The organism is Paraburkholderia sp. GAS333 (assembly GCF_050435665.1).
In the GTDB taxonomy this organism is placed as follows: domain Bacteria; phylum Pseudomonadota; class Gammaproteobacteria; order Burkholderiales; family Burkholderiaceae; genus Paraburkholderia; species Paraburkholderia fungorum_A.
This window is the reverse complement of sequence record NZ_JBNDKS010000004.1, coordinates 293,271-306,125: the sequence shown is the minus strand read 5'-3', so window position 1 is coordinate 306,125 and position 12,855 is coordinate 293,271. Positions and strand designations below refer to the sequence as shown.

Sequence of the window (12,855 nt, the reverse complement as noted above, 5' to 3'; positions counted from 1 at the left end):
TGTCAGTCCTTCAGAAGCCGCCAGAGCGTCGTGCGGCCTATGCCCAGCGCCCGGCTTGCCGCGGCGCGATTGCCACCCGCCAGTTCGAGGGCGTGGAGCACCTCGTCGCGGGTCGGTGTGGCCGGGCGGCCGGTCTCGCCGCGTGCAATGGAATGTAAGCCGTTCGCCACCGGTTTGGAGCGATGCAGCGTTTGCGTCATCCGTCCAAATTCGGGGAATACCGCTTGCCAATCCTGCGGCGTGCTGCCGGCGGCTATGTCACTGCCGTCGCTGCCGTCCAGATAAATCGCGGCGCGCGCCAGCAGATTTTCCAGTTCCCGCACGTTGCCAGGCCACGCGTAGTGCTCGAAAAGCGGTGCAAGAAACCTGAGCACCCGGCCAGGCGCCGCATCTGCAAGACCATATTGGAGCGTGTTCCGGCTTAACAAGTGGCGCGCCAGCGGCTCGATATCGTCGCGCCGTTCGCGCAGCGGCGGCAATTCTATCTGAAGCAGATTAAGACGAAAATACAAATCCGTGCGAAACGCCCCCTGCCCGACGAGCGCATGCAAGTCTCGATGAGTCGCGGCGATTACCCGCACGTCGACCGGCGTAGCGCGTCCCGAACCGAGCTTCATCACCTCGCGTTCCTGCAATACGCGCAGCAGCCGGCTCTGCAGCGCAGGCGGCATTTCGCCGATTTCATCGAGAAAAATCGTGCCGGTGTGGGCGATTTCGAACAGGCCCGGCTTGCCGCCCCGGCGCGCGCCGGTGAACGCGCCCTCCTCGTGGCCGAACAGTTCGCTTTCGATCAGGCCCTCCGGCAACGCCGCGCAGTTGAACGCGACGAACGGATTGCCGCGCCGCCGGCTCGCGTTATGGATGCCCTGCGCGACCAGCTCCTTGCCGGTGCCGCTTTCGCCGGTGAGCAGCACGGTGGCATCGTGCGCCGCGCCCGCGCGCGCGAGGCGGCGCACCCGTTCGAGCGCCGCCGACGCGCCGATCAGATCGTCCAGCCGATGCCGCGCGACCAGATGCTTCGGCCGCTGGCTGGTGCGCAGCGTGCGGTCGATCCGTTGCGCGACCAGCGCGTCCTGCGCCGTCACCACCGAGCCGGAGCGGATACCCTGCTCGACGATCGGCATGCAGTTGACGATCAGCGAGCGCGCGCCGATCTGCTCGATGCGCTCCTCGATCGGCTGATCGCGGGCCAGAGTTTCGCGCAGCAGCGGTGCAACGGCGCGGGCCACCTGCGCGGGCATGTCCGGTTCGCGATCCGCGTTCGTCGTCGATGCATTCAAACCCAGCAATTCAAGCATCGCCGGGTTGACGGCTTCGAGTTGCCCCGCCTCGTCGAACGCGGCGACGCCATCGCGCAGATGCGCGACGATCGTGTTCAGCCGCACCCGCTTCGACTCTTTCTGACGACTCACACGCGCCAGTTCGACCGAGCGCTCGAACGCCTCCTCGACCGCTCCGAGCGAGTACAGAAATACGCTCTCCAGCCCCGCCTGCTGCGCGACATCGCAAGCCATGCCCGGGCCGATGATGACGCTGCAACCGTCGGCGGCGAGCTGGTCGACCGCTACTCGCACTTCGTCGATGGAGCGGTAAGCGTGCTGTTTCAGCCCGATGTTCAGCCACGGCGTCAGATCGGCGAGTTCGTGTGAAATCGTTTCGTGCAGCACCAGGCCGATCCGCGCGCCGGGCCAGGTGGTGGTGGCGCGCGTGATCGCGCTCAGCACGTCGAAGCCGTTCACCTTGACCATCACGACCGGCACGCTCAGGTGTTCGCGCAGATACGCACCGTTCGATCCGGCGGCGAGCACGACGTCGACCGCGCCGGCATCCACGTAGGTCTGCAACGCGGCGACGGCCGCGCCGTAACCCTCGCGCACCGAAAAGAACCGGGCGCGGCCGGCGTAGCGCGGCGCGACCGTCTCGCAAAGCGACTGCAAGCGGCTGATACTCACGAGAGCGACGCCCGGCCGGCCGGGATCGAGATTCGCAACAGACGACGTGAAAGTGGACAACGCGGCGCTCCGGCTGAATTTGAAACGTTCCATGAAACGTTTCATGGAACGGCAGGCTTATTTTGCCACGAACGCATCGCGCAGCCAGTAACGCGCCAAGCCACTGATTAACAAGAGAAAGCAACGCACCACCGCCCAATGGCACGCTTCCTGCAAAATAACGGCCATTGTTTGGCAATCCCCCTTTCTGGAGACACCCCACCATGACCACCACTGCCGCCCGCCGCGCCGCGTTCCGCGCCAAAGTCAACGAACGCCAGGGCCTGCTCGTGCCCGGCGCGTTCAATGCAATGAGCGCGCGCGTGATCGAGGACGCCGGTTTCGAAGCGCTTTACATCACCGGCGCGGGCGTCACCAATATGTCGCTCGGCCTGCCCGATCTGGGCTTCATCGGACTCGCGGAGGTCGCCGAACACACGGCGCGGATTCGTGATGCGGTCGCGCTGCCGCTGATCGTCGACGCCGACACGGGCTTCGGCAACGCGCTGAACGTGCGGCAGACCGTGCGCGTGCTGGAGCGCAGCGGCGCGGACGTGATCCAGTTCGAAGACCAGGTCATGCCGAAAAAATGCGGCCACTTTTCGGGCAAGGAAGTGGTCAGCGCGAGCGAGATGGTCGGCAAGATCCGCGCGGCCGTCGATGCCCGCGAAGACGGCAATCTGCAGATCATGGCGCGCACCGATTCGGCGGCCGTGCACGGCATCGAAGACGCGATCGAGCGCGGTCACCGGTTTATCGAGGCAGGCGCGGACATTCTGTTTATCGAAGCCACCGAATCGCTGGCCGACATCGAACGTCTGCCGTCGCTGTTCGACAAGCCGCAGTTGATCAACATCGTGATCGGCGGCAAGACGCCGGTGCAATCGCGCGAGGCTCTCGCGAAACTCGGTTACGGCATCGTGCTGTACGCAAACGCGGCGCTGCAGGGCGCGGTACTCGGAATGCAGCGCGCGCTCGGTTCGCTGAAAGGCAACGGACGGCTCGACGAAGACGCGACGCTGGTCGCGCCGTTCAGCGAACGTCAGCGACTGGTGAACAAGCCGCTGTATGACAAGCTGGATCGCGAGTACGCGGCGAAGGACTGAGTTGTAAGCAAGGGAAAGGCGGCGGGTTCGGTTGTCGGCGGCGTGATGTGGCGCTGGCCGTCGCGGCTCGCCGCGTTACCACTTCTTTCCCGGTGAATTCGCCGCGCATGACGTGCTCACGCACTCGCTCACCCGCTCGGCGACTCAGCAAAGCGCCCAGGCGCAAGCCGCACCTCGTATCACAGACAGCGGGAAGCCCACCCCACACGCGGGTCCTCACCGTCAGTTCCGAACACCATCAGCCCGCTTCGAACACGGGCGGCATGCGCCATGCATGCCCTCCCGCACGGTATGGCGCGATTTATTGCGTTACGATTCAGTCCTGACGATGCACTGTCACGCGATCACCGCCTCGCGTGCGCCTCAATCTCCGTTTAAATCCAAGCCAGTTAGCACGCTGCAATCCCGTCGCACGTCCGCACGCACGGACGCCGGAAATACGTTATCGAAAGGTAGTCGCAAGAATCATGATGTTCACTCCACCGCGCGCAATCCGTCGCCACGCCCGCCACTTCGCCGCCCCCGTCCTCGTTGCACCGAGGGCCGCGCAATGACCGGCGGCAACACACGCAATTCGCATGTCGGCTGGCTGCCGTATATCGTCGCGGCCACTTTCTTCATGGAATACCTCGACACCACGGTGATCGCCACCGCGCTGCCGCAGATGGCGCACTCGTTCGGCGTCGGCCCCAACAGTCTCAGTCTCGGCATGACCGCCTACATGCTGGCGCTGGCGATCTTCATCCCGGCCAGCGGCTGGGTCGCCGACCGTTGCGGCTCGCGCACGGTGTTCTTCAGCGCGATCGGCGTGTTCACGGTGGCGTCGGTGCTGTGCGGACTGTCGCAGAACGTGTTCGAGTTCACCGCCGCGCGACTGCTGCAAGGCATCGGCGGCGCGATGATGGTGCCGGTGGGGCGGCTGATCGTGGTCCGCAGCACCGAGAAGAGCAAGATGATGCAGGCGATCTCGACCATCACATGGCCCGCAATTGCGGCGCCGGTGGTCGGGCCGCCGGTGGGCGGCTTCATCACCACTTACGCGTCGTGGCGCTGGATCTTCCTGCTGAACGTGCCGTTCGGCCTCGCCGCGATGGCGATCGCGCTTGCGCTGGTGCCGAACCTGCGCGGCACCGACCGCAAACCGCTCGACGTGGTCGGCTTGCTGCTCAGCGGCACCACGCTGACGGCGATTCTTTACGGCGCCGAACTGGCGAGCCAGCCGGGCACCAATCCGTGGATTGCGGGAGCCGTGATCGTCGGCGGCTTGCTGGTGGGCGTGGTCACGTTCCAGCACGCGAAGCATCATCCGTATCCGCTGATCGATGTGTCGACGCTGAAGATTCCGACCTTCTCCGTCACCGTCGTGACCGGGTCGTTCACGCGCATCGGCATCGGCGCGGTGCCTTATCTGATGCCGCTGCTGTTCCAGGTGGGCTTCGGATTGTCCGCGTTCCGCTCGGGCCTGCTGCTGCTCGCGAGCGCGCTCGGCAACCTCGGCATGAAGGCGTTGACCACGCGCATTTTGCGACGCTATGGTTTCCGCATGGTGTCGATCATCGACGTCACCGTGGCCGGGATTTTTATCATCGCGTGCGGGCTGCTGACGCCGGACGTGCCGCTCGCGTTCGTGCTGATCGTGGTGTTCGTGTACGGCGTGGCGCGCTCGATGCAATTCTCGACGCTCGCCACACTCGCCTACGCCGACGTCGCGCAGCCGCAGATGAGCGCGGCCAGCACGTTGTGGAGCGCCGCCGCGCAGATGACGATCGGTCTGGGCATCGCCTTCGGCGCGGTGTCGTTGCGCGCGGCCGCGTTCTTCAACGGCGAGACGACGGGCCGCGTCTTTACGCTCGACGACTTCCGCCTCGCGTTTCTGTTTGCCGGTGTGCTGACGCTGGTGTCGGTGTTCGGCTACATGGGCCTTGCGCGCGATGCCGGGCAAAGCATCGGCGGCGGCTCGCGCGGCAGCGAAGGTCCGGCGAAAGGCTGAAGGTTTTTTTATCGACGCATCACACGGGGGACGGGATGCAAACGCGTGAACTGACGATATCGGACGATAAGAGCGCGCTCGACATCGAGATGGTTTATACGTTTCTATCCCAGCAAACGGCCTGGGCCAACGGGATGCCGCGCGACACGTTCGAGCGGGCCGTCGCCGGTTCGCTATGTTTCGGCGGATATCTCGACGGCACGCAGATCGCGTTCGCGCGCGTCATCACCGACTCGGCGACTTTCGCGTACCTGTGCGACGTTTTCGTGCTGCCGGAGTATCGCGGACAAGGTCATGCATCCGCGTTGATGAAGCATGTATTTGCCAGCCCCATGCTGAAAGGGCTGCGACGAATCGTGCTGGTCACGAGCGACGCGCATCACGTGTATGAACCGCACGGCTTCACGCAACTGGCGAACCCGGAGCGTTATATGGAGTTGCACAAGCCGGACGTTTATCAGGCGGCTTGAGCGGCGGCAGCGGCTTCCAGACTGGGTGGAAAGACTGGACGAAAGACCCGCGATAACCGCACTCAGTCTGCGAACTGCGGCTACCTTGTGCGGCCTACACACGCATTCCACGCATTCCACGCATCCCACGCATTCCACGCATCCCGCCGCTTGTCTCTCGCGCCAACAGCGCACGAACCCGGCCATACCCCCGATGCAAGCGCCCTGATGGACGCATCCCCCGCGCATCCCCACTGCGCACCAATCATGACGATCCCCCCGCTGTCATCGGACTGCAACTTTCGGCAGGTAACTTGCTGCGACAAACAGAAACCGTTCCCAGCCCATGCCACAGTCTATCGAGCGTGACAGCCGCCACCGCCGTGCAGTTCTGAGCGGCGGCCACCTTGTTTAAGGCCGCCTCCGCCAGCGCGCTGCTCAACGCGTTTCTCTCGTCGATGCAAATCGCGCTCGGCCTCACCGCGAATTCGGACGGACTGTTCGCCGACGGCATCCACACCCTGAGCGACCTCGCCGCCGACGCCGTCGTGCTGATCGTGCTGTACCTCAGCGCAAGACACGTAAGCGCGAAAGCGCGCAACGGACGCAACCCCCACCATGCACACAACGCCGACAACAGCGTCGAGCAGTCGCTCGCGTCGCTGTTCATCGCGGCGGTACTGATCGTCACGGCAATGGAAATGCTGTGGAGCAGCGCATCGCAGACATCGACGTTGACCGGCAGCACCGCCATGCATATCGGTGCGCTCGCGGTCAGCGGCTTCGTCATGGTGACCAAGGAAACGCTGTTTCGCTACCTGCGCGCGGAAAGCCGCCGCACCGGTTCGTCACTGTTGATGGCAAGCGCGATGCACGCACGCGTCGACGCGGTGTCGGCGCTCGTTGCGACGTTGGGTCTCGCCGGCAGCCTCGCCGGATTGCCGATGCTGGATCAGATCGCGGGCGCGGCAATCGGCCTGATGATCATGCGGATGGGATACGCCACAGGCCGCAGCGCATTGAAGCAGTTGTTCGCGGGTTCGTCGACTGGCAATGCCGCCGCCGGTCAGACAGCCGATTAACGCTAACAGGCGGGTGGAAGAGACGCGATGTACGCGTCGATGAAAGCATCGATTAGCGAACGAAAACGCGCATGAACAGGCGCATCAATAAGCACGCTCACGCATCCACTTCGTCATGATCCACTTGTCGCCGTCGAGCACCGGGGCGCCGCCATGCAGGGTCAGCGGATCGAGTTGACGCTGGCCGTTCAGATAGCGGAAGTACACCGCCCCGCCCTTGTTCGCCGCCACCGACATGCCCGCTTCAGGAAAAATCGTTTCGCCGCCGTCAGGAACGTCGTTCAGATAGATCACGAGCGTTGCCACGCGCTGGCCGCCCTGCGCGGTATGCACGGCGCTGCCGGGTTGGTCGGGCGGAAAATAATCGAAATGCGGGCGATATTCGCCGGTCGTGCCGTAGTGCAGGATCTGCAAACCTTCGCCATTTTCGACCGGCCAGTTCATCAGCGCCGCGATACGCCTGTCGAGTTTCTCGATGAACTCGTCTTCGCCACGCTGATACCAGATGCCTTCGCTGGTCCGGTTGCGGATCACGTCTTCCTTGCCGGTGGCGGGATTGACCGTGGTAGACCGTTTCAGCCGATGCCGCGAGCGCTCGATCATCTCGTCGCACTCCTGCGCCGACAGCACGTCGGCGAACACGATCACCTGCGGGCGCTCGCAACGCATCAGCACGCGGACATCGCGATCATGCGCGCGGATCACGTTGCCGCGCGCGACCGGCGGATCGTCGTATTGATAGGTTTGAGGAACCGCCTTCGCGAGCACCGCTTCGGTTGCGTTCATCGCCGAAACAGAAGCCGACACCGCATCCGCCGGATCACGGCCAAACGCGTTATGTACCGCGACGCTCGCGGCATTGGCGGAGAAACCCGCGCCGACCATCGACTCGATCATCGACTCGGGACTGCAACCGCGCGTCACGTTGCTGCTCAGCCACTCTTCCCACGCGGCATCGACTACTGGCATGGCTTTCCTCGCTGGTCTGCCTGAAGAAATACGAAGCTAACCGGTTCAATCATAACAAGTGCAACACGGCGCTCCGTGCAACGGATCCGCCCCGCTCACCCCGTTCAGTCTCGCGTTTCCCGATTGCGATACAGCGCGAGACCCCGGCGCGCCTGTGCGCGGATTGCGCGCTGCACGAGCGGCGACCAGCCGAGCAACGTGCCCCGCAGGCCCATTGCCTGGCGCAGCCATTGGTACAGGCTGAAGTTGTCGCGATGCTCGACGATCAGACCGTCGCGAAACACGAAACGGGCATCGATCTCGTTGATCACCTGACGCCCGGTCTGGCTGAACAGATAGCTCGCCACCCAATGCGCGCGGCCGGTCTGGTCGTCGGCTTCGACGCCGCCGAACGTCAGCGAAAACGCCTGCGCGCGCGCCACCAGCAGGCGCCACATGTCGCGCGCCTCGTCGCCGCGAAGCTCGCCGAAAGCGGGATCGCTGAAGACGACGTCGTCGGCATAGCAGGCGATCATGGTCTCGGCATCGCGGCGCTGGAAGGCGGTGTAAAAACGTTCGATCAGGTCGGTGTTCGGATGGCTCATTGTTGTCGTGTGGTGCGTTGCCAGGACGCCGCAAGACGCGGCTGGAAAAAGCGTTCGCCCGCATTTTACGGCGAGCTTGCAGCACACGATATCGGAAAACGGCGCAAACCGGGCACGTGGCGCCTATGTCGCTCACTATCTGCTCGACGCCGCCTACGTGAGCCCGCCGATGCCGGTCGACGACGGTATCCAGGCCGCCACCGTGCCGCGACCGGTTCGTTATCGCGATGCATCAGGCTCGCGCAGTTGCGGGACCCATGTTTCGTGCCGCCGGAACAGAAAGCGGGCACTTTCGAACTCGCGCGACGCGGGGCGCTTCTCCGCCCGGCTCGGCCCGCCCCCAGCACGCTCGCGGCGGTGCTCGCGTGCGTGTCGCCCGGCGGCCACGTGGCGGTCGGTCCGCATACGCTCGCCGGCCGCATCGCGTTGCCGGGGGCCGGCACGCCGATCCCGTCGGAAATCACGATTGCGTTCCGAAAATACGAACGGGCACCGGCCGTCAAAGCGTTTCCCGACTTCGCCCGACGCCCCGAAACCGCTACCTGAAACCCTTCCCACACCGCGCTTACTCCTTCCCGGTTCAACACACCGCTCGCCTTTCGTTATATCCTGTCGAATATCACGGTAGGCTTCGTAGAGCCTGGAAAGCCCGTATTCATTGGCTTTTCGCCCCGCGCGCATCCCGTGCGGCGAAGCAAAAACAGACCAGCAGGAGCCAGCAGCAGTGCGCAGTCGATCCCCTTTATCCGATCCCGCCAGGCGCGGTCGACAGGTGGCAAACGAGATTTCGTCGACCATCGTCGCCGTGAAATCAGCGTCCGAACGCGGCCGGGCCGAGTCGATCCGCGATGTGGTCGACGCGTACCGGCGCCTGTACGGCAGCGTGCAGCGTTTCGTGCTGATGCTGACCGGCGACCAGTTGAATTTCGCGGCGGTCGGCACGACCGGCTCGCACTCGCTGAACCAGTTGCTGTCGATCCTCGCAGACCACGCAAAAGCGGCGTCCTTCGCGCGTTTGCGCGACCTGAAAGCCGCCATCGAAGACGCCCGTTCCGCCGAACAACTGCGCGACGCGATTTTCTCGGACGCCTCCAGCAACGATGTGTCCGCGTTGCGCAAGGTCGTGACGGAACTCGAACGGCTCGACGCGGCCTTCGTCGGACTGTGCGTCGGGCATGTGCTGGAACAGCATGCCCGCGCGGATAGCAGCGACGCAGCGGCAGGCGCGGCTCGACTCACGCTTGCCCGAGCCCGACGACGCGCCACGGCGACGGCTACGGTGACGAACGCGGCGGGCAAGCTGCCGGGTGCATCCGTCAGCGCTAACGCCGGTGTCGAAGCCAGCGCGAGACCGCGCAAAGCGCGCACCGTCGAACCCGAGCTTGCGCGCTTACCCGACTAATCGACATGGCCGCTTATGAGCGCTTTTTTTTACCGCCCGCTATATCCGCTGATATATATCGACGGTACGGCAAACGCGCACGACCTACACAACCTGCCTGACGCCGAACCGGATTCGAGGTCATCATGAACACGCCCCCGTTTCGTCTCGCCCAGCCGTCGCGTCTGAAACTCTCCGGCGACGAACTCGCCGGCACTGGCCTGAGCAGCGTCGCCGATCCTTGCTGCACGTCCGTCAAGGCATCGCTGACGAACACCAAACGGCGCGCCCGCCTGTCCGAGCTTGACGGCCATCTGCATTGCTCGATCATCGGCACCTGTCTGAGCACGCACGAGTTGCGCAAGCTGGTGCCCCGATTCACCGGACTCGACCGCCGCGACGCGAGCGATCTGGAGATTCATCACTCGGCGGTCGAACTGGCGATCGAAGGCGGCGCGGCCGCCAAGGCGCTCCACAAGCTGCTGGACGAGCACTATGCGGGCGCGCTGCGCCGTTTCGACAAGGCCGCCGACGACGTCGATCTCCTCAAGCTCTGGGACGAAGCGCTGAAAAACGGCGACATCCCCCCGGCATATTGGGCCTTGATGACGCATCCGTTTGCGACCATGCCGGTTCGTCAGAAGGCGTTCGGCGACTTGCACATGCTGTCGCACCTGGTCGGCGCGGCCAATCGCGCGGATATTCGCCGGCTGGTCGCGCTGGAAGAAGAAAACGCCGCGCTGAAGGAAAAAGTGGAGCGGCAACAAGTCCGTCTGCATGAACTCGGCACGCAGCACGAAGCGACGATTGCTGCACTGAACGAACAGATCGCGCAACTGACCGCGCAGACCTCTCGCCCGCGTCCTGTCGATGCCGTTGCCGGTGACGTCGAAGCCGAAATGCAACGTCTGCGCGACAGACTGGACGACGCCGATCAGCGGATCGCGCTGCATACGAGCCGCCGTGAGGCTGCCGAACAACGCACGCTTCAGGAACAGGAAGCCGCGCTTGCGTTACGCAAGAGCCACGATCAGGCGCTGGCGCTGCTCAAGCTGGTGCAAAGCGAATGCGACGCCCTGGAACGCGCAACCGTCGATGCCGCGGATGCCGTCAGCGGAACCGGCGCGCGCCGGGCGAGCCTCGACAGCGTGCACGGCAAGCGGATTGTCTACGTGGGCGGGCGGCCTGGTTCGAACTCGGCGCTCAAGCGTCTGGTGCAAGCGGCCGGCGGCGATCTGGTGGTGCACGACGGCGGCGTCGAAGACCGTAAAGGGCTGCTTGCCGCTGCGCTGCCGGGGGCGGATATCGTCGTGTTTCCAGTGGACTGCATCGACCACGATTCGATGAATACGCTCAAGCGGGTTTGCGAGCGGCATCAGATCGACTATCACCCGTTGCGCACCGCGAGCGTGGCGAGCTTCGTCGAGTTGATGGCCCGGCTGCATCCCGAGCATCTCGCTCAACTTGGCACTGCGCCGCCCTCGGCGTTCTGTTTGCGGCACGGTTGAGTGCGTGGCGCGGTGAGCCGCCGCGCACCGTCGCCGAAACGTTTGACCTCTAGCGGATCAGCCGCGTCAACTCGGCGATCTGCTTCGCGCAACTGCGCTGCGCTTCTTCTTCGACATCGCGATACAAACGGACGATGGTCTCGCCCACCGGCGTGAGCGTGCAGCCCCCGCCGCTTTGGCCGCCCTGCTCCGAATGCGTGGCCGGCGATTTCAGCGAACGGTTCAACTCGTCGATCAGCAGCCACGCTCGACGGTACGACATGTCGAGGCTCCGCGCCGCCGCCGAAATCGAACCGTGTTCGCGCACGGCTTCAAGCAGGTCCACTTTGCCGGGCCCGAGCGCGACCGCGTCGCCATTTCGGATACGCATTCTGAAGCGCACTTCAGGGCGTGTTTTAGGCGATTTCGACGCCGGTGCGGGTTTGGTTTTGAGGGTGTCAGCCATGCGCGAAAGCATACACGAACGGCCTCGCGCTGCCATCCTCGCCGAACGGCTACGGGCGTTGCTGCGGGAAGCAGTGGGCGTAGTCTTCGCAGCCCGGACAGCCGGGTGCGGGACCGGGCGCGAGACCCAACGAAAGCGCACGTTGCCCTGCGAGGAATTTTTTCCAGCGAAGGTTCGCGACATTCAACGCAACGAGTGTCGGGAAATAGCGCGTCAACATCCACGTGACTTCGTCGCGGCCGGCCAGACCGAGGTCGCGCCACAGATGATCGGGACGTAAACAGGCGTGGGCGATGATGGTAGCGAGATCTTGTGCGTCGTCGATATTGACAGCGGGGTTTGCGTGGGTCAGCAATACCGCGTGAAGGGTGCGGACGAAATCGGCGTGAACTTGCACGGCGGTGTCCGTTGTAATCGGTGAGACAGGTGCGGTTGCGCGCGCGAAATGCCGCGAAAGCAGCGCGTCCCACTCACCCGGTTGCAGGCCGAGCAGCGCAAGTTCGTGGCGCACGTCACGCTCGGCGATCAGTTTGGCGAACAGTTGGGTGTCGGCGGAATTCGCGCTGCCTGCTGCGCGCAACCACTTCTCCATGCACGCGGCAACTTGCGGATCGGTCGGCCAGACGAGCGGAGCGGCCACGGCAAACGCGGCGGTTCCAGCAGCAGATTCGAATGAAAGCGGATCGTCAGACATGAACAGACGCGGCGAAAAACAAAGGCTCATATTAAGCCCGCGTCACGCCAGCGCGCTAACCCAACGGCGCGAGAACCTGCGCCTCGATCCGCGCAAGCCGCTTGACGTGGCGAGGCGCAGGCAGAATGTCCGAACCCGAGAACAGAATCGGCGCGCCGTCCTGCGCATCCAGCGCGCGGCCGCCGCACTCGTAAGCGACCAGCACGCTCTCGCCGACCGGCGTATTGAAAAGTTCATGCCACGAGAACGTCACGACATAGCCGTCGTGCCCCACGGCGACGAACACGGTTCGCTTGAACTCACCCGGAATGGCGTTGGGCAGACCCGCTTCCTCGATCAGCGTAGTCAGTCGCACCCCGCGATACGGCTCAACGCTGCGAATAAACCGGTTGGTCGTATAGCAGCGCAGATCGAACGGCGTCGCGACGATGCTTTCGTAGCGCCGCAGTTGATCGAGCCCGATCGACAGCGAACGCTGGAACCGCCCGCTCAGGACAAGCGCGCCGTCGACGGCGGGCGCGGCAATCACATTCACAGCATCCATAGACGGTTATCTCCTGCATCGACGCGTAATGCGGTCTGTTCATTCGCTATACCCGTGTGTATATTACGCTGCGCTGGCGGCATCGGTAGGCAACTGCGCCGATACGCAATAT

At 64.2% G+C, this 12,855-nt stretch carries 13 protein-coding genes; 7 read left to right on the top strand and 6 right to left on the bottom strand.

Annotated features, from left to right (window positions below):
• Positions 1 to 2: 2 nt before the first annotated feature.
• Entirely contained in the window at positions 3 to 2,045 is a 2,043-nt protein-coding gene (prpR, locus tag ABH945_RS23390) for a propionate catabolism operon regulatory protein PrpR (RefSeq protein ID WP_429252078.1), read from the bottom strand.
• Between the two features lie 170 nt (positions 2,046 to 2,215).
• On the opposite strand from prpR, the gene ABH945_RS23385 reads away from it, so the two are divergent.
• The 4 genes from ABH945_RS23385 to ABH945_RS23370 all read left to right on the top strand — a co-directional run bounded on the left by ABH945_RS23385 (position 2,216) and on the right by ABH945_RS23370 (position 6,618).
• Positions 2,216 to 3,097, top strand: coding sequence for an isocitrate lyase/PEP mutase family protein (locus tag ABH945_RS23385; protein ID WP_074768838.1), 882 nt, complete (start codon positions 2,216 to 2,218; stop codon positions 3,095 to 3,097).
• A gap of 550 nt (positions 3,098 to 3,647) precedes the next feature.
• Positions 3,648 to 5,087: an MFS transporter gene (locus tag ABH945_RS23380; protein ID WP_429252077.1), complete on the top strand. Its 1,440-nt coding sequence runs from the start codon at positions 3,648 to 3,650 to the stop codon at positions 5,085 to 5,087.
• A 35-nt stretch (positions 5,088 to 5,122) separates the two neighbouring features.
• Positions 5,123 to 5,557 carry a GNAT family N-acetyltransferase gene (locus ABH945_RS23375; protein WP_429252076.1) on the top strand — a complete coding sequence of 145 codons (435 nt, stop codon included), beginning with the start codon at positions 5,123 to 5,125 and terminating at the stop codon, positions 5,555 to 5,557.
• Between the two features lie 386 nt (positions 5,558 to 5,943).
• Complete coding sequence (locus ABH945_RS23370; RefSeq protein ID WP_429252075.1) at positions 5,944 to 6,618, top strand: cation diffusion facilitator family transporter; 675 nt, start codon at positions 5,944 to 5,946, stop codon at positions 6,616 to 6,618.
• 84 nt (positions 6,619 to 6,702) lie between these two features.
• Here the strand turns inward: ABH945_RS23370 and ABH945_RS23365 are convergent, their stop codons facing one another.
• Both ABH945_RS23365 and ABH945_RS23360 read right to left on the bottom strand, forming a co-directional pair.
• Positions 6,703 to 7,587, bottom strand: a complete 885-nt coding sequence (locus ABH945_RS23365) for a 2OG-Fe(II) oxygenase (protein WP_429252074.1) — start codon at positions 7,585 to 7,587, stop codon at positions 6,703 to 6,705.
• A 104-nt stretch (positions 7,588 to 7,691) separates the two neighbouring features.
• Positions 7,692 to 8,171, bottom strand: coding sequence for a nuclear transport factor 2 family protein (locus ABH945_RS23360; RefSeq protein WP_074768849.1), 480 nt, complete (start codon positions 8,169 to 8,171; stop codon positions 7,692 to 7,694).
• Between the two features lie 264 nt (positions 8,172 to 8,435).
• On the opposite strand from ABH945_RS23360, the gene ABH945_RS23355 reads away from it, so the two are divergent.
• The 3 genes from ABH945_RS23355 to ABH945_RS23345 all read left to right on the top strand — a co-directional run bounded on the left by ABH945_RS23355 (position 8,436) and on the right by ABH945_RS23345 (position 11,060).
• A complete protein-coding gene (locus tag ABH945_RS23355) occupies positions 8,436 to 8,717 on the top strand; it encodes a hypothetical protein (RefSeq protein ID WP_429252073.1) in 282 nt (93 codons plus the stop codon).
• A gap of 226 nt (positions 8,718 to 8,943) precedes the next feature.
• Positions 8,944 to 9,573, top strand: coding sequence for a hypothetical protein (locus tag ABH945_RS23350; protein WP_429252072.1), 630 nt, complete (start codon positions 8,944 to 8,946; stop codon positions 9,571 to 9,573).
• 125 nt (positions 9,574 to 9,698) lie between these two features.
• Positions 9,699 to 11,060 carry a DUF2325 domain-containing protein gene (locus ABH945_RS23345; RefSeq protein WP_429252071.1) on the top strand — a complete coding sequence of 454 codons (1,362 nt, stop codon included), beginning with the start codon at positions 9,699 to 9,701 and terminating at the stop codon, positions 11,058 to 11,060.
• A gap of 49 nt (positions 11,061 to 11,109) precedes the next feature.
• Here the strand turns inward: ABH945_RS23345 and ABH945_RS23340 are convergent, their stop codons facing one another.
• The 3 genes from ABH945_RS23340 to ABH945_RS23330 all read right to left on the bottom strand — a co-directional run bounded on the left by ABH945_RS23340 (position 11,110) and on the right by ABH945_RS23330 (position 12,743).
• Complete coding sequence (locus tag ABH945_RS23340) at positions 11,110 to 11,505, bottom strand: winged helix-turn-helix domain-containing protein (RefSeq protein ID WP_253189736.1); 396 nt, start codon at positions 11,503 to 11,505, stop codon at positions 11,110 to 11,112.
• A gap of 49 nt (positions 11,506 to 11,554) precedes the next feature.
• A complete protein-coding gene (locus tag ABH945_RS23335) occupies positions 11,555 to 12,097 on the bottom strand; it encodes a nitrogen fixation protein NifQ (RefSeq protein ID WP_429252292.1) in 543 nt (180 codons plus the stop codon).
• 157 nt (positions 12,098 to 12,254) lie between these two features.
• Entirely contained in the window at positions 12,255 to 12,743 is a 489-nt protein-coding gene (locus tag ABH945_RS23330) for a molybdopterin-dependent oxidoreductase (RefSeq protein ID WP_429252070.1), read from the bottom strand.
• Positions 12,744 to 12,855: the final 112 nt, after the last annotated feature.